Here is a 22,942-nt window from a genome sequence, read left to right on the forward strand (position 1 = left end):
GTCATTCCCAACGGATGTCATCCGGCACCTGATCCGGCCGCCAGCCGCGCCAGATCGGGTGCCGGAACCTCCCCGACGAGGTGAATTCCCCGTACGCGACCTCCGCCACCAGAACGGGCTCGACCCAGTGCACGCCCTTGAGCTCCTCTGCCGGCACGGCAACCGCTGGGACGTCCCGGGCGAGTGGAGTCAGCAGTACCCGAGCCTCCTCGCGGGTCCTGTCCCCGAAGCCCGACCCGACCCGTCCGCTGAACACGAGCTCTCCGGACGGGTCGGGCACCGCCGTCAGGACCGCCCCGAGATCCTCGGTATCGCCGATCGGGCGCCAACCGATCACCACCACGTCCTGGGTGCGCCGGTGCTTGACCTTCAGCCAGTCGGCCGAGCGTACGCCCGACCGGTAGGGCGACGACCGGCGCTTGGCGACGATCCCCTCCAGTCCGAGCTGCTCCGAGGCGGACATCGCCGCGCTCGCTGATCCGAGGTGGGCCGGCGGGACGAGGACGCTGTGTCCGCCGGGGCTCTCCACGTTCCCGCGGGAACGCCCCCGCTCCGTTCCGTCGGGCGACAAGACCTCTTCCAGCAGTCGGCGGCGGGTGTCGTACGTCTCCCCGGTGACGTCGCGCCCGTCGACCTCCAACAGGTCGAAGACCATCAGGGTGACCGGCACCTCGGCCCGCAGCCGAGCGACATCGCCGGTGCCGGTGAGGTTCATCCGTCGTTGCAGCAGGCCGAAGTCGGGATGCCCGGCCGCCCCGATGGCGACCACCTCTCCGTCGACGACCAGATCGCCGCGGGCCAGCGTGCCGAGCTCGGCAAGCTCCGGGTAGGTGGCCGTCACGTCGCGGCCGGTCCGACTGGTCAGCCGTACGTGACCGCTCGACGACCTGGCGATCACCCGGATGCCGTCCCATTTCATCTCGTACGCCCAGCCCTCCCCGGACATCAGGCCGAGCGTCCCCGACGTGGCGAGCATCGGCGCATACGTCGCCTCCGGCTGGTCCGGCGGATGGCTGGTACCGCCGGACGGTCGGTCCGAGGGAGACTCGCCGTCGCGGTGGGGCGATGTATCGCGGTGAGGCGACGTGCGGGGGTGGGGCGACGTGCGGGGATGGGGCGGATCGTCGGCAGGGGAGGCATCGACCGGGCGGCTCTCACCGACCGCCCGAGCCGCCGGCAGGCCCACCGGATCCAGAGGACCGGGACCGCGCTGCAGCCGGTCCAGCACGTCGCTCATGGTCAGCTGGGCCAGGCCCGGATCGTCCAGCTCGTCCCATTCCCGGGGCGCGGCGACGGTCGGCACCAGCCGCCCCCGCAGCGACCACGGGCAGATGGTCGTCTTGCGGGCGTTGTTCTGCGACCAGTCGAGCAGCACCCGGCCGGTCCGCAGCGAACGGCGCATCTCGGAAACGACCAGCGTGGGCAGCTCCTGCGCCAAGGCGTCCGCCAACGCGCGGGCGACGGCGCTCACCTCGTCGGACGAGGCAGTGCCCGGCAGACCGGCGTAGAGATGCAGACCCTTCGACCCCGAGGTGACCGGGGTAGCGGTCAGGCCCATGTCCGCCAGCACCGCACGGGCCTCCCGGGCGACGCGTACGCATTCCGGGAGCCCGACGCCCGGCCCTGGATCGAGGTCCAGCACCAGCCGGTCGGGCGGGTCGGGCTCCCCGTCCGGACCGAACCGCCACTGCGGAACGTGGATCTCGAGGGTGTCCACCTGGGCCAGCCAGGCCAGCGTCGCGGTGTCGTTCACCAGCGGGTAGGTGATGACGCGCTCGGTGTGCGGGATGTCGCGGCGTGCCACCCACGAGGGGGCGCCCCGCTCCAGCTGCTTGGTGAAGAACGCCTGCCCTGGTTCCTCGGCCGTCCCGACGCCGTGCACCCAGCGCTTGCGGGTGGCGGGGCGGTCCCGGGCCCAGCCGATCAGCCGTTCGGCGACCGCCAGGTAGTAGTCGAGGACCTCGCCCTTGCGGGTGCCCGTCGAGGGGTAGAGGACCTTGTCCGGGTTGGTGAGCGTGATCGTCCGCCCCTCGACCTCCACCCTCCGGGGCCGGCCGGCCGTCGCACCTCTCGAGCCCGCCATCGCACCTCTCGAGCCCGCCATCGCACCTCCCGAGCCCGCTGTTACAGGCCACTGTATGTTCCCCAGATCACATCTGTCGGGTTCAATGGAGTCATGAGGTCGATGTGGGCAGGGGCGATCGCCTTCGGACTGGTCAACGTCCCGGTGAAGCTGTACGCCGCCGCGTCCTCCCACGACGTGCCGCTGCACCAGGTGCACGACGCCGACGGTGGTCGGATCCGCTACCAACGCCGCTGCGAGGTCTGCGGCGAGGTCGTCGCGTACGAGCACATCGACAGGGCGTACGAGGCGGACGGCAAGCGGGTCGTGCTGACCGAGGAGGAGCTCGAGGCGCTGCCGGCCGAGGCCGCCCACGAGATCCAGGTGCTGCAGTTCGTGCCGAGCGAGCAGATCGATCCGCTCACCCTCGGCGCCGCGTACTACCTGGAGCCGGACAAGAAGGCCGCCAAGCCCTACCTGCTGTTGCGGTCGACCCTGGAGCAGACCGCCCGGACGGCGGTGGTGAAATACGCCCTGCGGCAGCGCACCCGGCTCGGGGTGCTGCGGGTGCGCGGCGACCTGATGGTGCTGCAGTCGCTGTTGTGGGCCGATGAGGTGCGCGAACCGGAGTTCGCCGGCAAGGCGCCGACCGCGGCGGTGACCGAGGCGGAGCAGGCGATGGCCAACCTGCTGGTCGCCCAGCTCTCCGAGGACTTCGACCCCGCCGCGTACGTCGACGACTACCAGGTGCAGCTCAAAGAGTTGGTGGAAGCCCGGCTGGCCGCCGATGAGGGGGTCATCGTGGCCGGCCCGGCGCCATCATCGACGGCGGAGGAGGGCGGCGAGGTGATCGACCTGATGGCGGCGCTGCGGGCCTCCCTCGAGCGCAAGCGCGGCGGGGCGGACAAGGGTGCGGCCGACGCGGGTGGGGCGAACAAGGTCGTCTGACAGCGGGCGTGATTTGCCCGGATCGTACGGTCCCGCGTCCGTACGATGGCACCATGACAGCCTCTGCGGGCGCAGGGTCGGGGGACCCGTCGACCGGAGTTGAGGCAGGGCTGCTCGACCGCGCCCGCCTGCTCCCGGGGTTGGTCGTCCTGCGCCACTACGAGCGTCGATGGCTGCGCGGCGATCTGATGGCCGGCCTCACTGTTGCGGCCTATCTCGTCCCGCAGGTGATGGCGTACGCCGGGGTCGCCGGACTCCCGCCGGTGACCGGGCTGTGGGCGATCGTCGGACCGCTGGTGGTCTATGCGGTGCTCGGCAGCTCGCGGCAGCTGTCGGTCGGGCCGGAGTCGACCACCGCGCTGATGACGGCGACCGCGATCGCGACCCTGGCCCCGGACGCCGACCCGGGGCAGCGGGCGACGCTGGCGGCCGTGCTCGCACTGACCGTCGCGGTGATCTGTCTGATCGGCTGGGCCACCCGGCTGGGCTTTCTCTCGGAGTTCTTCTCCCGACCGGTGCTGACCGGCTACATGACGGGGATCGCCGCGTTGATGATCGTCGGTCAGCTCGGCCGGCTCACCCGGATCGCCACCGACGGGCGCAGCACCTATCTCGAGGTCCGCAGCCTGCTGACCAACTGGGTGCAGCTGCACTGGCAGACCGCCGTGCTGGCCGGCGCCGTGCTGGTCACGCTGCTGCTCCTGGACCGTCTGCTGCCTCGCTGGCCGGGGCCGCTGCTGGCGATGGCGGCCTCGGCAGCTGTGGTGGCGTGGTTCCACCTGACCGGCGTCGGCATCCGGGTCGTCGGCGCGGTGCCGGCCGGCCTGCCGCCATTCGGCCCCCCGGATCTGACCGGCATCCCGTGGCGGGAGATGGTCCCGGTCGCCGTCGGCGTGGCTCTGGTCGGCTACACCGACAACGTCCTCACCGGTCGCTCGTTCGCGGCCCGGCAGGGCGAGGAGACCGACCCGGACCAGGAGTTCCTCGCCCTCAGCGCGGCGAATGCGGCGGCTGGTCTGACCGGCGGTTTCCCGGTCAGCAGCAGTGGGAGCCGTACGGCGCTCGGAGCGATGATGAACAGCCACACCCAGCTCGCCTCCCTGGTCTCCTTGGTGTGCGTGCTGGCGACGTTGTTCGTCCTCGGGCCGGTGATCGCAGCCTTCCCCTCGGCCGCCCTCGGCGCCGTCGTGGTCTTCGCCGCGCTGAAGCTGATCGACCTGCGGGAATGGCGCCGGGTGGCACGGTTCCGCCGCAGTGAGCTGGTGCTGGCGCTCCTCACCACCGCCGGGGTGCTCGCGTTCGACGTGCTGATCGGCATCGCGATCGCCGTCGGCCTGTCCATCCTCGACCTGCTGCGGCGACTGACCACTCCGGCGGAGGCGGTGCTCGGACGGGTCCCTGGCACCCCCGGGATGTACGACACCGCCGCCACCCCGGAGGCGCAGCCGGTGCCCGGCCTGGTCGTCTACCGGTACGACGCGCCGCTGTTCTTCGCCAACTCGGTCGATTTCCGTCGCCGGGCACTGCAGGCGGCGTTGTCCGCCGAGACACCGACCCGCTGGTTCCTGCTCAACGCCGAGGCGAACGGCGAGGTCGACCTCACCGCCGGCGACGAGATGGAGCAACTGCGACGGATGCTGGACGAGCACGGCATCCGGTTCGCCATCGCACGGCTCAACGAGGAGGCGCTGGCCCAGCTGGAGCGGGCCGGGATCATCGATGCGGTGGGTCGTGACTACGTCTTCCCGACCCTGCCGACAGCGATCGCGGCCTTCGAGCGGTGGGCGGTCAGTCATCCGGTCGAGGAGCGCACCGACCCGGAGCCGGGTGCGGAGGAATGACCGGCCCTGGCACCGGCCCACCGATCCGCAGGAGCAGGCCCCGGGCGGCGGCGGGCGGGCCTGCTCAGGACCGTACGGGGGAGCGCCGGCCCTGCCGGGTGATGGTGCTACTTCCAGGTGATCGCCGGGGCGCTGCCCTGGAGGTCGGCGACGAACTGCGCGTCGTAGCTGTAGTCCTGCCGGACGACTCCTTCGACGCCCCCGCTGGTGGCCGCCGCTTCGAGGCGGTAGTGCAGCGGCACCTTGCCGGTGGCGCCGCCGCTCGCAGCGTCGAACGTCACCTCGGCCTTCGGCCACGGGTCATCGAGCAGGATGTAGGTGATCGTCTCCGGTCGAACCGTGATGGCGGCCCCGGTGGTGATCGCGATCGGGCATCCCGCGGGGGTCAGCGACTTCTGGCCGAGGCAGCCCGACAGGGAGTCGCGCGCGGCCTCGGTGATCGCGGTGCGTGCCTGGGTCGACAGTCCCGGTGCTCCACCGCTCCAGTGCTGGGCCTCGGCGCCCAGCGGATCGGGGGCGGTGACGACCAGGTCGGGCTCGGCGAGGGTGACGAAGGTCGAGCTCGTCGCGATCCGGTAGGTGCCGGGGAACAGGTCCACGGTCGGGGAGTCGGGCAGCGCGCCGAAGACGGTGCGCGGCGGTGCCCCGGCGGCCCCCAGGTCGACCCGTGAGGTGACGGCTGTCATCTTCCAGGCGGTGCCCACCCGGGAGACCGGCAGTGCCAGGTCGACGGCCTGTCCGCCCACTTGGTAGTGGGCGGCGACGGTGCCGGTGTCGCCGATGACCCGTCGCCCGCGATCCTGGGCGATGGTCGCCTCACCGACCCGGATGCCGCTCACTCCGCCCTTGTCGCGCGCCGCCCGCAGCGTGTCGTCGGTCAGCAGGGAGGCGTTGCGCGGGCGCTCCGCCGCCGTGTCCAGGGCGGTCGCCGCCTTTGCGTCCCGCAGCGCGCCCAGATAGGTCTCGGTGACCGCACGGGCGGCCGCCTGGTCGGCGGCCAGCTGGGCGTCGTAGCGCCGGCCGGCGAGGTAGTGCCAGAGCAGGAACGAGGCGCCGCCGATCAGCACCAGCGCCACTACCGCACCGGTCAGCACGACGGGCAACCGATGCCGTGATGGGCTGCTCGTCGCCCGTCGGGGCCGGCCGGAGGCCGGCGAACCGGGGCCGGGGCGCCGACCGGACGGTGGTGGGGGTCCGGCGGGGGACGTCCGGCGGGGGCCCGGCGTGGGGGCGCCGACCGGGGGCAGCACAGCCGTCGGTTCAGGAGCGGGGGTGGGGTGTTGCGGTCCGCGGCCGGAGGTGGGGGTCCGCGGTCCTGCGCCGGGCTCGGTCCACCGGTTCGGTGTCCCGCCCGGCGCCGGCGTGTGCGCCGGGTCGGCTCCGAACGGGGCTGCCGGAGGCAGTCCCCGTCGCCCGGAGGGCGGGGGCGACGGCTGCTGGGGAGCTGTCATGCCGCCAGTATCGCAGGAACCCGTCGGCCGATCGCCACCGCGCCGGATCCCGCCGCGGTGCCGCGGCCGGTCCCGTCGGCGCCCGGTCGGGCCCTACAGTGAGGCGGGTGCAGGGTGTGTTGTCGGGCTTCTTCGTGATCGCCGCGGTGGTCGCCGTCGGCTATCTCCTGGCGCACCTGGGGGTCTTCACCGAGCAGACCCAGAACACCCTCGGCACGCTGTCGTTCTACGTCGCCATGCCGGTGCTGTTCGTGACGATGATGGCGGACGAGGACCTCGGCGCCGTCCTGTCGGTGGACCTGATCGCCTCGTTGGTGTCGATCGCCGCGATGATCGTGGTCTGGATGGCTGCGGCCCGGTTCGTCTGGCGGCTGCCGATGGCCGAGACGGTCGTCGGTGCCTTCGCCTCGGCGTACGTCAATGCGGGCAACCTCGGCCTGCCGATCGCGGCCTACGTCCTGGGGTCGCCGACCCGTGTCGTGCCGGTGATCCTCACCCAGTTGCTGTTCCTCCAGCCGCTCGGACTGGCGCTGCTGGACCTGAGCACCGGCACCGAGACCCGCTTCACCGTACGGGCCTTCGTCGGGCGGTACGTCCGCAACCCGCTGACGATCGCCACCCTGGTCGGCGTGCTGCTGTCGGTCACCGGCACCGGGATCCCGCCGCTGCTGGCCACCCCGATGACGATGGTCGGGGCGATGGCCGTCCCCGGGGTGCTGATGGCCTTCGGCATCTCGCTGCGACTGGGGCCGCGGCCGGATCGTACGGCCGGCCGGATGCTCGCCTTCCAGACGGTGCTCAAGCTCGTCGCGATGCCGCTGGTGGCCTGGGCCTTCGGCCGGTTCGTGATGCATCTCGACCGGCCGGACCTGTTGGCGGTGACGATCATGGCGGGCCTGCCGACGGCACAGAACGTGTTCGTGGTCGCGACCCGCTACGACCGGGGTGTGGTGATGGCCAGGGACGCGATCTTCGTGTCCACGCTGCTCTCGGTGCTGAGCATTTTCGGGCTCGCAGCACTGCTGTCGTGACGTGCCCCCGTTGGTGCGCTAGTTTCAGGCCGTGCCCCAGTACGGAGACTTCGACCTCGATCGCAGCATCGCCCAGGCCTGGGACGAGTTCGAGCTGCGTCTCGCCGAGGTGATCTCGGTGATCGACGACTCGGCGGACTTCACCATCGGGTGCGTGGCCGTCGACGAGAGCCAGGTCCCGTACGTCACGTTCACGGCGCTGGACCGTACGACGATCCGTGCCGAGGCCTCCAGCAACGCGGTGCTCGGCGAGGACTACCAGCTCGGCTCGGAGCAGCTGGCGTTGATGGAACGACTCGGCTGGTCCGCCCCGACCATCGAGGGGCCTCGGCCGACTGCGAACTTCTGGATCGAGCTGGACCAGGAGGCCTCCGACCGGCTGGCCGCCGCCGCGGTCGGGGCGCTGCGCGACGTGTTCGGGGTGCAGCATCCGGTGTTCCTGGCGCCCGACCACCTGGCCGAGGTGCTCACCCCGCGAGCGGAGCCGCTGTCGGGCAGCGAGTTCGACGCCGAGGACGTGATCGCGACGATCCCGGTCAACACCCGCCATCTCAACGAGATGATCGAGGCCGAGCTCACCGACATGTTCGGTCACGCCCCGCTCCGTGACCACGAGGGCGACATCGCCCTGCGGGTCGGTTCGGCGATGCTCTTCCTGCGGCTCTCCCGCGACGGGCGGGAGCTGATCCTGTTCTCGGTGATCGTGCACGACGTGGCCGGACGGTCCCGGGCCGCGGAGGTGCTCAACGACCTCAACGCCGATGCCCGGATGGTGAAGTTCCATCTGGTGCGGGACAAGGTCTTCGCCAGCCTGTCGGTGCTGACCCACCCGTTCGTCCCGGCTCATCTCCACCAGGCGGTACGGATCATGAGCGACATCGCGGACGGGATCGACGATGAACTCGCCCACAAGCTGGGGGGCCATACGACGTTCGAGGTCGAGTGAGGCCGGTCGGCTCCAGTACCATCGGACGAGGAAACGGAGGAGGACTATGCACGAAGGCATGTTCGCGGCCCTCGATCCCGAGGACTGCCGCGTCCTGTTGCGGACCCAGGAGGTCGGCCGGGTGGCCTGGACCTCCCCGGTGGCGGGACTGCTGGTCCTGCCGGTGAACTACGTCGTACGGGACGATCTCGTGGTCTTCCGGACCTCCCGTTCGTCGGTGCTCGCCGAACTCGCCGAAGGCCGCGAGGTGTCGTTCCAGGTGGACGACATCGACGTGTCGACCGGCAACGGGTGGAGCGTGATGGCCCAGGGCGTGTCGTCCTCGCCGACCGAGGCGGACCGGCTGGAGGCGCTGCGGGTGGACGGCCCGACGCCGTGGGCCAAGGGTGATCGTGATCTCTTCGTCACACTGGAGTTGAGGACCATCAGCGGACGCGTGGTGGACCGCGAAGAGAAGTGACAAACTCGACAGCAGAGCGACAACAGGAGGCAGTGATGACTGAATCAGTTTCGCGTCGGCGTGGAGTGCTGGTCGGTGTCGACGGATCCCCGGATGCCAACCGAGCCCTTTCGTACGCCCGGGGGGCGGCGGAGTTGCGCGGGGACGATCTGGTGATCGCCCATGTCGTCGATGATGCGATCCTGGCCGGTGCCTGGGGTGTCGTCTACGACCCGTCCGTGCTGCACGAGGCGGGCATGCAGGTCGTCACCGAGGCGTCCGAGGCGGTGCAGGCCGAAGGCTTCCCCGCCGACCGGATCCACACCGAGGTGATCATGGGCAACGCCGCAGCGGCCCTGACCCGGCTCTCCCGCGATGCCGACCTGCTGGTCGTCGGCCGGCGGTCCCTGTCCGGCCTGGAGCGGATCTTCGTCGGCTCCACCAGCGTCGGCGTCGCCGCGACCGCCCACTGCCCGGTGGTGATGATCTCGGCGGCCTCCTCGCCGACCGCGACCGGCCGGCTGCACCGGATCGGTGTGGGGGTCGACGCCACCGCGAACGGTGCCGCAGCGCTCGCCGCGGCCTTCGCCGAGGCGGACCGGCGCAAGGTCGACCTCGAGGTCATCCACGTCTGGGACGTGCCGGGAGCGGTCCGCCGCACCGGTGACAAGGCTGTCGACGTGGCCGGGGCGGCCGCCGAGGGCGGCGTCCAGGCGCTGCTGGCGCCGCTGCAGAAGCGCTACCCGGGCGTCAAGGTGACCGCGCACGTGGTCCAGGGCCACCCGGTCAAGGAAATGGTCGCCCGGTCCAAGGAGCTCGACCTGCTGTGGCTCGGCGTGCACACCACCGCCGGCTTCGGGGTCGGCGGTGTGGTCCGCGGCGTGATGGCTCACGCCGAGTGCCCGCTGGCGCTGATCCGTGACCGCGCCGAGGACACCGGGCCGCTCGACGAGGAAGAGATCCGGGGAGGCCAGCCCTCCTGACCCCCACCATCACCTTCCCCGCAGAGCTGCCGATCAGCTCGCGGGTGGACGACATCGCCGCTGCCCTGTCGCGGTCCCAAGTGGTCATCGTGGCCGGGGAGACGGGTTCCGGCAAGACCACACAGCTGCCGAAGCTGTGCCTGCGGCTGGGGCGTACGCGGATCGCGCACACCCAGCCGCGGCGTCTTGCCGCCCGGACGGTCGCCGAACGGATCGCCGACGAGATGGGCGTCGAGCTCGGCGACGAGGTCGGCTACCAGGTCCGCTTCACCCGCAAGGCACAGCGGGAGACCGCGCTGACCGTGATGACCGACGGCATCCTGCTGGCCGGGATCTCCCACGACCGCGACCTGCGCTCGTGGGACACCGTCATCATCGACGAGGCACACGAGCGGTCCCTCAACATCGACTTCCTGCTCGGCTATCTCAAGCAATTGCTGCCCCGCCGACCCGACCTCAAGGTCATCGTCACGTCGGCGACCATCGACACCGAGCGGTTCAGCAAGCACTTCGACGACGCCCCGATCATCGAGGTGTCGGGACGTACGTATCCCGTCGAGCTGCGCTACCGCCCGTTGGTCGACAACGGTGCGGTCGACAGTGTCGAGGGGGACGGGCATGCCGCCGACGACGCGGCCCGGGCGGCGGTCGAGAAGGACCAGAACGAGGGCATCTGCGACGCGATCCGAGAGCTCGCGGGCGAGGGGACCGGCGACATCCTGGTCTTCCTGTCCGGCGAACGGGAGATCCGCGACGCGGCCGAGGCGATCGAGGACCTGAAGCTGCCGCGCACCGAGGTGCTCCCGCTGTACGCCCGGCTGTCCGCGGCCGAACAACACCGCGTGTTCACCCCGCACACCGGACGTCGGGTGGTGCTGGCCACGAACGTCGCCGAGACCTCGCTGACCGTGCCGGGGATCCGCTACGTGGTGGACCCGGGCACCGCCCGCATCTCGCGGTACTCGGTCCGTACGAAGGTGCAACGGCTGCCGATCGAGCCGGTCTCGCGGGCCTCCGCCGACCAGCGCGCCGGCCGCTGCGGCCGCGTCGCGCCCGGCATCTGCATCCGGCTCTACTCCGAGGACGACTACCTGGCGCGGCCCGAGTTCACCGAGCCGGAGATCCTGCGCACCAATCTCGCCTCGGTGATCCTGCAGATGGCCGAGGCGAGGCTGGGTGACATCGAGGGCTTCCCGTTCGTGGAGGCACCGGAGTCGGCCCAGATCACCGACGGCATGCGGCTGCTCGACGAGCTGGGGGCGCTCACCGAGCAGACCACCCGGTCGCGGCCGCGGCTGACCCGGCTGGGCCATCGCCTCGCCAGGGTCCCGCTCGACCCGCGGATGGGCCGGATGTTGCTGGCCGGGGAACACTACGGCTGCCTGCGCGAGATGATCGTCCTGGTCGCCGGGCTGACCATCCAGGACCCCCGGGAACGACCCCGCGAGCAGCGGGAGAAGGCCGACCAACTGCACCGGCGGTTCTGGGCGCCGATGGCCACCGCCGGGGAGACCGGACCGAGCGCCGCCACCCCTCGGGGTGAGCGTGACGGTGCGGACGGCCGACGCGACGCCGAGGACCGACGCGGAGGACACGGGACCGACGACCGACACGGGGCCGACGACCGACACGGGGCCGACGACCGACAAGGGGCCGACGGACAGCCCACCCCGGATCCGGACGGCTCCGACTTCGTCGCTCTGCTGCGGCTGTGGGACTACCTGACGGCCCGCCGCCGGGAGATGTCGGGCAACGCCTTCCGGCGGATGTGCCGCGACGAATACCTCAACTACCTGCGGATCCGCGAGTGGCAGGACCTGCAGAACCAGCTCCGTGACATCTGCCGCGACCTCGGGATGCGTCGCGGTGACCAGCCGGCGGACGCCGACCGCGTCCACATCGCGGTGCTCACCGGCCTGCTCTCCCACGTCGGTCTGGCCGACCTCAAGGACGAGAAGAAGAACCGCCCCCGGGACGGCAGGGGTCGGGTCCGCCGCGGGCCGCGGGAGTACCTGGGTGCCCGCGGCACCCGGTTCGCGATCAACCCGGGCTCGGCACTGGCCAAACATCCGCCCGAGTTGGTGATGGCCAACGAGCTGGTCGAGACCAGCAGACTGTGGGCCCACACTGTGGCCGGGATCCGCCCCGAGTGGGTCGAGGAGGTCGGCGGCCACCTGCTCAAGCGTCACTACGCCGAGCCGCACTGGTCGATGCGCGCCGGCCAGGCGGTGGCGTACGAGACGGCGAGTCTCTACGGCGTGCCGGTGATCGGGCGGCGCCAGGTGTCGTACGCCCGCGTCGACCCGGTCGCTGCCCGGGAGATCTTCCTCCGCTCCGCCCTGGTCGAGGGGGAGTGGCACACCCGGCACCATTTCTGGTCGCGCAACGAGGAGACCCGCCGGCGGGCCGAGGAGCTCGAGGAGCGCACCCGCCGCCGTGACATCGTCGTCGACGACCAGGCGATCTACGACTTCTACGACGCCCGGATCCCGGCCGACGTCTGCACGGTGGCGGGCTTCGACGCGTGGTGGCGGACCAAGCGGCGCGAGGAGGACGGCTTCCTCGACCTGACGCTGGAGGATCTGGTCCAGGACACCGCCGACCTCGGCCGGGCCGGTGACTTCCCCGACACCTGGCAGGTCGGCGACCACGCGCTCGACGTCGAGTACGTGTTCGATCCCGGTGCCGGCGCCGACGGCGTGAGCGTACGGATCCCGCTGCCGATCCTCAGCCAGCTGCCGACCGCACCGTTCACCTGGCAGGTCCCTGGGCTCCGCCTCGACCTCGTCACCCAACTGATCCGCTCGCTGCCCAAGGCGCAGCGCACCCGGGTCGTCCCGGCCCCCGACTGGGCCCGGCGCCTGCTCGCCGAGCTGGCCGACGATCTCGCGACCGGCGACCTGGACCCGGCGGTGACGTCGCTGACCACCGCGCTCGGCCGCCGGCTCGCCGCCGACGTCGGACTGCGGGTGGCCCCCGGCGACTGGGATGTCGCCAAACTCCCGGACCACCTGCGGGTCACCTTCGTAGTGGTCCGCTCCGACGGCGGTGCCGGCGCGTCCGGTCGCTCGACCTCCGGCGAGGAGGTCGAGCTGGCCCGCGGCAAGGATCTCGCCGCGCTGCAGCAGGAGCACACCCGCACGGTCGCCGCGACCCTGTCGAAGGCGTCCCGCGCGGCCGGGCACACCGGATCGGTCAGCTGGCGGTTCGGCACCCTGCCGCGTGAGGTGACCGTCGAACGGCTCGGCACCCGGGCCATCGGCTATCCGGCACTCGCCGACGAGGGCAGCACGGTCGGCAGCGTCGTCCAGGACACCGCCGACCACGCCGCGAGCAGTCACCGGATCGGCCTGCGCCGGCTGGTGCTGGTCAACACCCCCGATCCGACCCGCTGGGTGGTGTCACACCTGTCGAACCCGGACAAGTTCGCCCTCGGCTCCAGCCCGTACGAGGCCGTGCCGGCGCTGCTCGCCGACGCCCGGCTCAAATCGGTCGGTGACCTGATCACCCGGGCGGTCGACCCGGCAGAGGTCCGCGACGAACCGGCCTTCGCCGCACTGTGCGACACGGTCCGCCAGGACAACGCCGACCACATGCGCCACGTGGTGGCGATCGCGGCCGAGGTGCTGCGGGCCGACCAGCAGATCAGCATCGCCCTGGCCTCGGTCGGCGACGCCGACGTCCGGGCCGATGTCACCGAACAACGCGCCAACCTGGTGTTCCCCGGCTTCATCGCCGCTACCGACGACCCGTACTACGAACGACTGCCGGTCTATCTCAAGGCGATCGCCGCCCGGCTGGCGTCCCTGCCCGGCGCGCCGGTCCGCGACCGTCAGGCGATGGAGACGGTGAACGTCCTGGAAGACGCGTACGCCGACCTCTGTGCCCGCCAGGCCCCTGGACGGCTTCCCCCCACCGTGGAGGAGATCGGCTGGATGCTGGAGGAGTTGCGGGTCAGCCTCTTCGCCCAGACCCTGGGCACCCGGATGACGATCTCCGCCAAGCGGGTCCGCAAGGCGATCGAGCGCGCCTCCGCCGGCACGGCCGTGCTCGCGTTGTGAACGACCCCGACCCGGGCGACGCGCCGGGTGGGGGCTGACCGGTGCGGCGGGGGACCGGGTGGCTGGGGGGAGGATGCATGACGTCGTACGGTGCCGCGTCCGCTTGAGCCGCCCCCGCCCGTGGCACGCCGGGTAGTGTGGGGAGCATGTCCGCCTCCCCTCCGCTCTACCGGCTGAACCCCGACGGGTGGGCCGACCTGGACGGGAAGCACCCGGTCCTGGTGCTGCTGCTCGACGGGGCGGGCAGTGCCGGTCAGCTCCAGGAGCTCGTCGGCGAGCATCTCCTGGAGCACTGTGCCCACCGTCCGCTGGTCCGCTTCGACCTCGACCTGCTCACCCAGTACGCCGATCGGCGCCCGACGCTCGACTTCGAGGACGGGCGCTTCACCCGGGCCCCCTCGCCGGAGCTGGTGCTCTACGCGATGACCGACGCGGCGGGGGAGACCTTCCTCGCCCTGATCGGGCCTGAGCCGATGTTGCTGTGGGAGCGGGCCGTTGCCGCCCTCGTGGAGCTGATCGCCGGCCTCGGCGTACGGCTCACGGTCGACGTCTCCGGCCTGCCGATGCGCGTCCCGCACACCCGGCCCCCGCAGGTGTTCACGCATTCCCCGGACCCGGAGCTGGTGCTGCGGCCGTGGGACGCGTTCCGGGGTGCGCTCTCGGTGACCGCCACCTTCGGTGCCTATCTGGAGGCGGTGCTCGCCGAGAAGGGGCAGCGGACGATGGGCATCGACGTGTGCGTGCCCTACTACCTCGGCAAGTCGGAGCACGTGGCGTCGGCCCTGGCAGCCCTCGAGATGATCCAGGCGTCCTGTGGCCTCAACCTGCTGCCCGGGTTGTTGGAGGACCAGGCGGTGGCGAACCGTGCCGACATCGACGCGCAGGTCGCGGCCACCGAGAACGGTCCGGCGGTAGTGTCCATCCTTGAGTCGAACTACGACGAGTTCCGCACCCTGGTGGGTGATCTGCCGAGCGCGGACGAGCTGGCCGCCGAGTTCGAACGTTTTCTGGCCGAACACGACCGTCGCCGCGACACCGGGGACGGTGACACCCCGGAAGGATGATCGGTGCCCAAGAGCATCCATGAACTCGTCGACCTGATGCGCTTGGAGGAGATCGAGTTCGGTCTCTACCGCGGTCGGAATCCGCAGTCGGGACTGCAGCGCGTGTTCGGCGGCCAGGTGCTCGCTCAGGCCCTGGCTGCGGCCTACCGCACAGTGCCGCTGGAGCGTCGGGTGCATTCGCTGCACGCTTACTTCCTGCGGCCGGGCCAGTACGACGCCCCGTTGATCTACTACGTGTCCCAGGAGCGCGACGGCCGTACGTTCACCACCCGCTCGGTGACCGCCCGCCAGCACGGCAAGCAGGTCTTCCGGCTGTCGGCCTCCTTCAAGATCCCCGAACAGGGCCTGGAACATCAGGACTCGTTGCCGCCGGACATCCCCGGCCCCGATGAGTGCCCCCGTCTCGACGGCGGCCCCGAGACCGAGCGGGTCTATCGCCGGCTGGGCTTGCCGTTCCTGGACGTCGATGCCGAGTGGGGCGTCCTCGACATCCGCTGGGTGGGCGAGGCACAGGAGCACGCCGCGCACCCCTCCGCCCAGCGCTTCTGGTACCGGACGAACGGCCGGATCCCCGACGTCGGCACCGACCCGGTGGTCAACCAGCGGCTGCACGACTGCATCCTGGCGTACCTCTCCGACGTGTCGCTGCTGACCACGACGCTGGTCACCCACGGGCTGAGCTTCAGCCCGGAGCTCCTGGCGGTGTCGCTCGATCACTCCACCTGGTTCCACCGACCGTTCCGGGTGGACGACTGGATGCTCTTCGAGCAGGTCTCGCCCTCGGCGTCGATGGCGGTCGGGCTCGCTCTCGGCCGGGTCTTCCAGAACGGCGAGCTGGTCTCCACCCAGGCCCAGGAAGGCCTGCTGCGCAAGGCCTGACGGGACGGGCCCAGCGCCACGCGTCGGCGCCCAACCCCGGACTGCGGCGGTCAGGCGGTGCCGATCGGGCAGGGAGGCGCCGGGCCGGGACGTGGATCGGCGGGGGACGTGGATCGGCCGGGGTGGGCGGTGCGATGTGCACCGGCCACCCCGGCCGTTCTCCCTCTCGTAGCGACCGACCAGACGTCGGTTGTCAGGCAGCCATCTCCTCGCTGCGGACCCGCAGCTGGGTGATCGCGTGCCGTTCGATCTGGCGGACCCGCTCGGCGGTGATGCCCCAGACCGCGCCGATGTCGGCGAGCTTGGCCTGGCGGCCGTCGAGCAGTCCGTAGCGGCGGCGGACGACATCGGCGGAGCGGTCGTCCAGGGTGGAGAGCAGTTCCTCCAGGTACGCGTGGTCCTCGGCGTCCAGGACGACCTCGTCGGGGCCGGGCATCGGCTCACGGGCGATCAGGTCACCCAGCGCGGTGTCACCGTCCTGCTCCACGGGCGCGTCGAGGCTGACATGGTCGTGACCGAAGCGGATCAGGTCGACGACCTTCTCCTCCTCCAGCCCCATCTCCGCGGCGATCTCCGCCAGCTCCGGCTCGCGCCCGAGGGCACGCTCCAGGGTGCGGCGGACGGCGCCGACCTGGTTGACCTGCTCGGCGACATGGACGGGCAGTCGGACGATGCGGCCTTGCTGGGCGATCCCCCGGGAGATCGACTGGCGTACCCACCAGGTGGCGTACGTGGAGAACTTGAATCCCTTGGTGTAGTCGAACTTCTCGACCGCCCGGATCAGGCCGGTGTTGCCTTCCTGGACGAGGTCGAGCAGCGGCATCTGGCCGCGGCCGTATTTGCGGGCGACCGAGACGACCAGGCGAAGGTTGGCCTGGACGAACCGCTGCATGGCGTCGTGCCCCTCGGCCACCAGGAACTCCAACTCCTCGGTGGTCGGGCGGCGCAGGGTCATGCCCTCACGCTCGGCGACGGCGGCACGACGATCGGCCGTGGTGACGTCGCCGGACAGGATGTGCTCGGCGTACAGCCCGAGCTCGATCTTCTTCGCGAGGGCGACCTCCTCGTCGGCGCTCAGCAGCGGGGTCTTGGCGATGCCGTCGAGGTAGAGTCCGACCGCGTCCTTGCCGTCGATGCCATCACTGGTGCGTGTGCGCGTCGTAGCCACAGGGGGCCCCTTTCCGTTGCCTACGGAACATTGAACGTCCCTCAGCGTGGAATTCATTCCCGAGGTCACCCTGAGCCGACCCTGATCTGGTGCTGTGACCGGTCAGGGTTGACCCGTCAATGATATGCCGGGCGACCAACGAGCGTCCGGCGGAACGGGGGATCAGGCGTCGACGACGGTGATCACCCAGGCCAGTTCCCGGGCACGTTCCGCCCACCCTTCGTAGCGGCCGGAGACCCCGCCGTGGCCGGCCTCCATCTCCACCCGCAGCAGGATGTCGGCGTCGTCGTTGCGGGCGGTGTGCCGCAGCGCCGCCACCCACTTCGCCGGCTCGACGTACGCCACCCGGGTGTCGTGCAGCCCACTGGTGGCGAGGATCTTCGGGTAGTGCTGGGCGGCGACGTTCTCGTAGGGGGAGTAGCCGGCCAGGTAGTCGTAGACCGTCGGGTCGGTGAGCGGGTCACCCCACTCCTCCCACTCGGTGACGGTGAGCGGCAGCTCGGGCTTGAGGATGGTGGTGAGCGGGTCGACGAACGGCACCTCGGCCAGGATGCCGGCGAAGGCGTCGGGTGCCAGGTTGGCGACCGCGCCCATCAGCAGGCCGCCGGCGCTGCCGCCCTCGGCGACCATCCGCTCCGGGCAGGTGTAGTGCGCCGCGACCAGTTCCCGGGCGCAGGCGACGAAGTCGGTGAAGGTGTTGGCCTTGTGGAGCAGCCGGCCGTCGTCGTACCAGGTGCGCCCCAGCTCGCCGCCGCCGCGGACGTGGGCGAGTGCCACCACGAAGCCGCGGTCGAGCAGGGACAGCCGGGAGATGCTGAACTCCGGGTCGATGCTGATCTCGTACGCCCCGTAGCCGTAGAGCAGGGCGGGGGCGGTGCCGTCGAGGGGGACGTCGCGGCGGTGCACGACCGAGATCGGCACCTGGGTGCCGTCGTCGGCGGTCGCCCACAGCCGGGACTGCTGATAGTCCTCCGGGCGGTAGGGGCCGTGCTCGGGGTGGTCGAGGACGGGCGTACGGCGCAGCACGTGCACCTGGGCATCGGTCAGTGCGCCGGCGGGGGACAGGTCGCACTCCACGACGGTCTGTGGGTCGACCAGCGAGGTGAAGACGGCCCGGACCCGGTGCGGGCGCAGCTCGGGCAGCGGCAGCGCCTGCACGGTGGCGGGTCCCTCGGCGCCGACGCCGGCCAGCGTGGCGGCGATCGAGCGGCCGGGCAGCAGGTCGGCGCGGGCGGGCTCGGCAGCCTGCACCTGCCAGGCACCGGTCGGCACGACGTACGCGTCGAGGGCGCCGTCGTGACGCACGTGGATGACCTGATGGGTGGCGTACGCGTCGACGCCGAGGATCCGGACGCCGGGGCACGGCCGGACCACCGGGGTCCAGTCCGCCAGCGTACGGGCGGTGAACGGGGCGGCGGCGACGGCGAAGTCGATCGCGCGTTCCTCGCCCAACGTCGCGTTGTGGGTGATCCACAGCCGATCCTGGCCGACCTCCACCTCGTACTCGACACCGGGGGTGCGGGGCAGCACCACCTGCGGCGTGGCGTACGGGTCGTCGGCCGACAGCAGTGCGCACTCGGTGCTGTCCTTGCTCGCCGAGGTGACGACCACCCAGCGGCGATCGCGGGAGGCATCCGCCGACAGCCAGTACTTCTCGTCGCTCTCGGTCAGCACCACCCGATCGTCCTCGGCCGGGGTGCCCAGCTCGTGGACGACCACCTGGAACGGCCGCCAGGCCTCGTCGCAGCGGGTGTAGACCAGCGCGTCGTCGCCGGCCCAGACGCCGCCCCAGGCCGCCTCGGGCAGCGTGTCGGACAGGTCGTCGCCGGTGGTCAGATCGCGGAACCGTACGGTGAACCGCTCGTCCCCGGTGGTGTCCTCCGACCAGGCGAGCAGGGTGCCGTCGGGAGAGGTGTCGAGCAGGCCGACTTGGTAGAAGTCGTGTCCCTCGGCCCGTTCGTTGAGGTCGAGCAGCACCTCCTCCGCGTCCGGGGCGTCGGCCGGCCGTGGCGGCAGCTCGTCGGGGCCGGCGTCGGTCCGCAGGCGTACGTGGACCGGGTAGCTGTCACCCTCCACGAACCGGCGGTAGTACCAGTAGACGACCGGGCCGCGGTCGGTCTCGTGCACCACCCGCACCGGCACGCTGAGGTCGGTCTGCTGGGTCCGGGCGGCGATGTCGGCGACGATCGACCGGCGCAGCTCCTCCTGGTCCGCGGTGCACGCGTCGAACCAGTCGTTCTCCGCCCGCAGGTAGGCCGTCACCGCCGGGTCGTCGTCACGCAGCCACTCGTACGGGTCGAGAACGGTGCGGCCGTGGTGGGTGCGCTCCCGGGGGAGACGCGCGGCGCGGGGTGCGCCGCTCGGACGGGTGTCAGCGGAGTCGAACACGGGCTCCACCCTAGTGCGGGCGTTCGTGCAGCGGATCTGGGATTCCTTTGCGCCGGGACCCCGTGGGCCAGAATCATGGGAGTCATGGGAGCCGAAGTCGAGATCCGGACCTTCGACCGTCGTGATCGCAGTCGCTACCGGCGCAAGGTGGGCCGGGACGTGGCCGTGCTGGGCCGCCTGCTGGAGGAGGTGGACTTCGTCACCGAGCCCAAGCTGGCGGGCCTGGAGGTGGAACTCAACCTGGTCGACCAGCGGATGCGCCCGGCGATGGTCAACGCCCAGGCGCTGCACGCCATCGCCGACGAGGACTTCACCACCGAGCTCGGCCGATTCAACATCGAGCTGAACGTCGAGCCCCGAGCGTTGGGACCGCGCGGGCTGAGCTCGTTCGAGCAGGCGGTCGCCGATACCCTCGCCCGGGCCCAGGCACAGGTGGACGCCGCCGGGCTGGCCGGCGGCCCGTCGATCGTGATGATCGGCACGCTGCCGACCCTCGAGCCGCGACATCTCGACATCGTCAACATCTCCGCGGGCGGTCGCTACCTGCTGCTCAACGATCAGATCCTCGAGTCGCGCCAGGAGAACCTGGTGATCGACATCCGGGGAGCCGAGCACCTCGTCATCGAGTCCGACTCGATCATGCCGGAGGCCGCCTGCACCTCCACCCAGGTGCACCTGCAGGTGAGTCCGGCGGAGTTCGCGGCGCACTGGAACGCTGCACAGGCGGTCGCCGGGGCCCAGCTCGTCGTCGGCGCGAACTCGCCGTTCCTCTTCGGGCGCCATCTGGTGGCCGAGACCCGGGTGCCGCTGTTCGAGCAGAGCACCGACACCCGAAGCGCCGAACTCGTCGAGCAGGGCGTACGGCCCCGGGTGTGGTTCGGTGAGCGGTGGGTGGACTCGATCTTCGACCTGTTCGAGGAGAACCGGCGCTATTTCCCCGCCCTGCTGCCGATCACCGGCCCGGAGGACCCGGAGGCCGAGCTGGAGGCCGGGCGGGTGCCCCGGCTGCCCGAGCTGAGCCTGCACAACGGGACCATCTACCGCTGGAACCGGCCGATCTTCTCCGCCCCGGACGGCCGTCCGCACCTTCGGGTGGAGAATCGGGTGCTGCCGGGTGGCCCCACGGTCGTCGACACCATCGCCAACGTCGCGTTCTTCGCCGGGCTGGTGCACGCGTTGGCCCATCAGGACTCCCCGGTCTGGGCGGCGATGTCGTTCCGGGCCGCCGAGGACAACTTCCGCGCCGCGGTGCGCGACGGCATCCGCGCCCAGCAGTACTGGCCGGGCGTCGGGCAGGTGCCGGGCCACGAACTGGTGGTCCGGACGTTGCTGCCGCTGGCCGCCGAGGGTCTGGCCGACCGCGGGGTGGCGGGGGAGGAGATCGATCGACTGCTCGGGATCGTGGAGCAGCGGTGCATCCTCGGCCGCAACGGGGCCGGCTGGCAGGTCGCCGAGGTCGCCGCCCGGGAGGCGGACGGAATGGACCGCCGGGCCGCCCTGAGGGCTATGCTCGCCTCGTACGTCGACCTGATGAGGTCGAACGTCCCCGTCCACGAGTGGCCATTGTCGTCCGGATGATGTCGAGGCGGCGTTCGGGGAGCGCCGCGCAACGAGCACGGAAAGGCCGTTCCAGCGTGTGTACCGTGGTGGCCCATTCTTCGTCGGACGAAGGGCGAGCAGCGCTCGCCCACGCGGTGGCCAGAGCGCGCCACCACCACACCGTCCTGCACGTGGTCAGTCGTGAGCCGGCCGTCCCGGACGATGTCCGGGATCTGCTGGAGGGCCTGACCTGGGAGTGGGAGCAGTGCGGGCCCGGCGACGATTTCGCCGACCAGTTGCTGCGCGCCGCCTGCGCCTCCGACGGGAGCGACGACTGTGGTGCGCCCGCCATCGTCATCGGCCTGCGGCGGCGTACGACCGAGGGACGGTTGTTGCTCGGGCACACCGCCGAGCGCGTGCTGCTGGAGGCCCCCTGCCCGGTGGTGACGGTGAAGTGTGGTTGGGTGGAGCCGTCGACGGGGGCCGGAGCCTGACTGTCCCCGGTCCCGGTCTCGTACGTTCCGGTCTCGTACGTTCCGGTCTCGTACGTTTCGGTCTCGTACGGTCCGACCACGGACGGTTCCGGCCGACGGCGGCGTGCCTGCCACCGCCATTAGGACGCGTTTGCCCCGTCGTGTCACAATGGCCTGCAGGTCTGCGCATCGACCGGTCTGGTTCTGCGCGCCCGTGTGTTCCGCGACACCGAGCAGAGAGGTTGTCTGTGTCATCAGCTGCTGAGGAAAACTCCTCCGAACCGACGGTGGGGGGGCCGCAGGGCGCCGCACGCAAGGCGACGGCTCGCAGGACCACCGCGAAGACGACCAGCGGGACCGGCGGTACCACGAAGGCGGCTGCCGGCCAGGGCACCCCGGTGAAGCGGGCTGCGGCCAAGAAGACCACCGTGAAGAAGACGGCCAAGCGGAGCACCGCGAAGAAGGCCGCCGGCACCGCGGTCGAGGCGACCCGGGTGGGTGACGAGGTCGAGATCACCATCGGCGGCGGCCAGAAGGGCCGTCACCTCGACGAGGTCGACGACAAGGACTTCAAGGTCGAAGAGGCCGAGGTCGACGAGAAGCAGATCAACGAGGAAGAGGGCTTCAGCCTGGCGGAGTCCGACGACTCCGACGAGCCGGAGGTCCAGGTCACCGTCGCCGGCGCCACGGCGGACCCGGTGAAGGACTACCTGAAGCAGATCGGCAAGGTCGCGCTGCTGAACGCGGCCCAGGAGGTCGAGCTCGCCAAGCGGATCGAAGCGGGCCTGTTCGCCGAGGAGAAGCTCGGTGAGGACGGCGGCAAGCTGGGCCCGAACGACCTCTCCGACTACGAGTGGATCGCCAACGACGGCCACAACGCGAAGAATCACCTGCTCGAGGCCAACCTGCGCCTCGTGGTCTCGCTCGCCAAGCGCTATACAGGTCGCGGGATGCTCTTCCTCGACCTGATCCAGGAGGGCAACCTCGGCCTGATCCGCGCGGTTGAGAAGTTCGACTACACCAAGGGCTACAAGTTCTCCACGTACGCCACCTGGTGGATCAAGCAGGCCATCACCCGCGCGATGGCGGACCAGGCCCGGACGATCCGCATCCCGGTGCACATGGTCGAGGTGATCAACAAGCTCGCCCGTGTCCAGCGGCAGATGCTGCAGGACCTCGGCCGCGAACCCACGCCGGACGAGCTGGCCAAGGAACTCGACATGACCCCGGAGAAGGTCATCGAGGTGCAGAAGTACGGTCGCGAGCCGATCTCCCTGCACACCCCGCTGGGCGAGGACGGCGACTCCGAGTTCGGTGATCTGATCGAGGACTCCGAGGCCGTGGTGCCTGCTGACGCGGTGAGCTTCACCCTGCTGCAGGAGCAGCTCCACGACGTGCTCGACACCCTCTCGGAGCGGGAGGCCGGTGTGGTCTCGATGCGCTTCGGCCTGACCGACGGCCAGCCCAAGACGCTGGACGAGATCGGCAAGGTCTACGGCGTGACCCGCGAGCGGATCCGCCAGATCGAGTCGAAGACGATGTCGAAGCTGCGCCACCCGTCGCGCTCCCAGGTGCTGCGGGACTATCTCGACTGACCCGCGGCACACGCTGACCCCAGACGCCGGACTCCCCGTCACCCGAGAGGGTGACGGGGAGTCCGTTGAGTGTC

The 22,942-nt window shown here is 71.0% G+C and carries 16 protein-coding genes; 12 read left to right on the top strand and 4 right to left on the bottom strand.

Features of this window, described 5'->3' with window-relative positions; all coding sequences use genetic code 11:
- Position 1: 1 nt before the first annotated feature.
- Positions 2-2,083, bottom strand: coding sequence for a non-homologous end-joining DNA ligase (gene ligD, locus R0146_RS12510; RefSeq protein WP_317690165.1), 2,082 nt, complete (start codon positions 2,081-2,083; stop codon positions 2-4).
- Positions 2,084-2,176: 93 nt separating this feature from the next.
- On the opposite strand from ligD, the gene R0146_RS12515 reads away from it, so the two are divergent.
- Together R0146_RS12515 and R0146_RS12520 are read left to right on the top strand one after the other, a co-directional pair.
- A complete protein-coding gene (locus R0146_RS12515; RefSeq protein ID WP_317690166.1) occupies positions 2,177-3,010 on the top strand; it encodes a non-homologous end joining protein Ku in 834 nt (277 codons plus the stop codon).
- 53 nt (positions 3,011-3,063) lie between these two features.
- Positions 3,064-4,851, top strand: coding sequence for a SulP family inorganic anion transporter (locus R0146_RS12520; protein ID WP_317690168.1), 1,788 nt, complete (start codon positions 3,064-3,066; stop codon positions 4,849-4,851).
- Between the two features lie 107 nt (positions 4,852-4,958).
- Here R0146_RS12520 and R0146_RS12525 read toward each other — a convergent pair whose 3' ends face one another.
- Complete coding sequence (locus tag R0146_RS12525; protein ID WP_317690169.1) at positions 4,959-5,945, bottom strand: hypothetical protein; 987 nt, start codon at positions 5,943-5,945, stop codon at positions 4,959-4,961.
- A gap of 464 nt (positions 5,946-6,409) precedes the next feature.
- On the opposite strand from R0146_RS12525, the gene R0146_RS12530 reads away from it, so the two are divergent.
- From R0146_RS12530 to R0146_RS12560, 7 genes are all read left to right on the top strand, one after another.
- Positions 6,410-7,333 (top strand): AEC family transporter, encoded by a 924-nt coding sequence (locus tag R0146_RS12530; RefSeq protein WP_317690171.1) that lies wholly within the window; start codon positions 6,410-6,412, stop codon positions 7,331-7,333.
- A gap of 31 nt (positions 7,334-7,364) precedes the next feature.
- Positions 7,365-8,279 carry a T3SS (YopN, CesT) and YbjN peptide-binding chaperone 1 gene (locus R0146_RS12535; RefSeq protein ID WP_317690172.1) on the top strand — a complete coding sequence of 305 codons (915 nt, stop codon included), beginning with the start codon at positions 7,365-7,367 and terminating at the stop codon, positions 8,277-8,279.
- Positions 8,280-8,325: 46 nt separating this feature from the next.
- Complete coding sequence (locus tag R0146_RS12540; RefSeq protein WP_317690173.1) at positions 8,326-8,739, top strand: pyridoxamine 5'-phosphate oxidase family protein; 414 nt, start codon at positions 8,326-8,328, stop codon at positions 8,737-8,739.
- Positions 8,740-8,774: 35 nt separating this feature from the next.
- The gene (locus R0146_RS12545; protein WP_317690174.1) at positions 8,775-9,701 is read left to right on the top strand and encodes a universal stress protein; all 927 of its coding nucleotides are present in this window, start codon (positions 8,775-8,777) and stop codon (positions 9,699-9,701) included.
- On the top strand, positions 9,698-13,762 hold the full coding sequence (gene hrpA, locus R0146_RS12550; RefSeq protein WP_317692409.1) for an ATP-dependent RNA helicase HrpA: 4,065 nt from the start codon (positions 9,698-9,700) through the stop codon (positions 13,760-13,762). The genes R0146_RS12545 and hrpA overlap by 4 nt, the downstream gene beginning before the upstream one ends.
- 146 nt (positions 13,763-13,908) lie before the next feature.
- On the top strand, positions 13,909-14,826 hold the full coding sequence (locus tag R0146_RS12555) for a PAC2 family protein (RefSeq protein WP_317690175.1): 918 nt from the start codon (positions 13,909-13,911) through the stop codon (positions 14,824-14,826).
- 3 nt (positions 14,827-14,829) lie between these two features.
- A complete protein-coding gene (locus R0146_RS12560; RefSeq protein ID WP_317690176.1) occupies positions 14,830-15,705 on the top strand; it encodes an acyl-CoA thioesterase in 876 nt (291 codons plus the stop codon).
- A gap of 193 nt (positions 15,706-15,898) precedes the next feature.
- Here R0146_RS12560 and R0146_RS12565 read toward each other — a convergent pair whose 3' ends face one another.
- Both R0146_RS12565 and R0146_RS12570 read right to left on the bottom strand, forming a co-directional pair.
- Positions 15,899-16,873 (bottom strand): sigma-70 family RNA polymerase sigma factor, encoded by a 975-nt coding sequence (locus R0146_RS12565; protein WP_317690177.1) that lies wholly within the window; start codon positions 16,871-16,873, stop codon positions 15,899-15,901.
- A gap of 162 nt (positions 16,874-17,035) precedes the next feature.
- On the bottom strand, positions 17,036-19,261 hold the full coding sequence (locus tag R0146_RS12570; protein WP_317690178.1) for a S9 family peptidase: 2,226 nt from the start codon (positions 19,259-19,261) through the stop codon (positions 17,036-17,038).
- A gap of 84 nt (positions 19,262-19,345) precedes the next feature.
- Here R0146_RS12570 and R0146_RS12575 point away from each other — a divergent pair, with 84 nt between their 5' ends.
- The 3 genes from R0146_RS12575 (at position 19,346) to R0146_RS12585 (ending at position 22,868) form a co-directional block, all read left to right on the top strand.
- Entirely contained in the window at positions 19,346-20,839 is a 1,494-nt protein-coding gene (locus R0146_RS12575) for a glutamate-cysteine ligase family protein (protein WP_317690180.1), read from the top strand.
- A gap of 65 nt (positions 20,840-20,904) precedes the next feature.
- Positions 20,905-21,294, top strand: coding sequence for a universal stress protein (locus tag R0146_RS12580; protein ID WP_317690182.1), 390 nt, complete (start codon positions 20,905-20,907; stop codon positions 21,292-21,294).
- A 221-nt stretch (positions 21,295-21,515) separates the two neighbouring features.
- Positions 21,516-22,868 (top strand): RNA polymerase sigma factor, encoded by a 1,353-nt coding sequence (locus R0146_RS12585; protein ID WP_411567153.1) that lies wholly within the window; start codon positions 21,516-21,518, stop codon positions 22,866-22,868.
- Positions 22,869-22,942: the final 74 nt, after the last annotated feature.

Origin of the sequence: Raineyella sp. LH-20 (genome assembly GCF_033110965.1) — a bacterium.
Taxonomy (GTDB): domain Bacteria; phylum Actinomycetota; class Actinomycetes; order Propionibacteriales; family Propionibacteriaceae; genus Raineyella.

What these genes read in the sequence shown, in the direction of transcription:
- ligD (WP_317690165.1), bottom strand. Translation starts at nt 2,083, where the DNA reads ATGGCGGGCTCGAGAGGTGCGACGGCCGGCCGGCCCCGGAGGGTGGAG.
- R0146_RS12515 (WP_317690166.1), top strand. Translation starts at nt 2,177, where the DNA reads ATGAGGTCGATGTGGGCAGGGGCGATCGCCTTCGGACTGGTCAACGTC.
- R0146_RS12520 (WP_317690168.1), top strand. Translation starts at nt 3,064, where the DNA reads ATGACAGCCTCTGCGGGCGCAGGGTCGGGGGACCCGTCGACCGGAGTT.
- R0146_RS12540 (WP_317690173.1), top strand. Translation starts at nt 8,326, where the DNA reads ATGCACGAAGGCATGTTCGCGGCCCTCGATCCCGAGGACTGCCGCGTC.
- R0146_RS12545 (WP_317690174.1), top strand. Translation starts at nt 8,775, where the DNA reads ATGACTGAATCAGTTTCGCGTCGGCGTGGAGTGCTGGTCGGTGTCGAC.
- R0146_RS12555 (WP_317690175.1), top strand. Translation starts at nt 13,909, where the DNA reads ATGTCCGCCTCCCCTCCGCTCTACCGGCTGAACCCCGACGGGTGGGCC.
- R0146_RS12575 (WP_317690180.1), top strand. Translation starts at nt 19,346, where the DNA reads ATGGGAGCCGAAGTCGAGATCCGGACCTTCGACCGTCGTGATCGCAGT.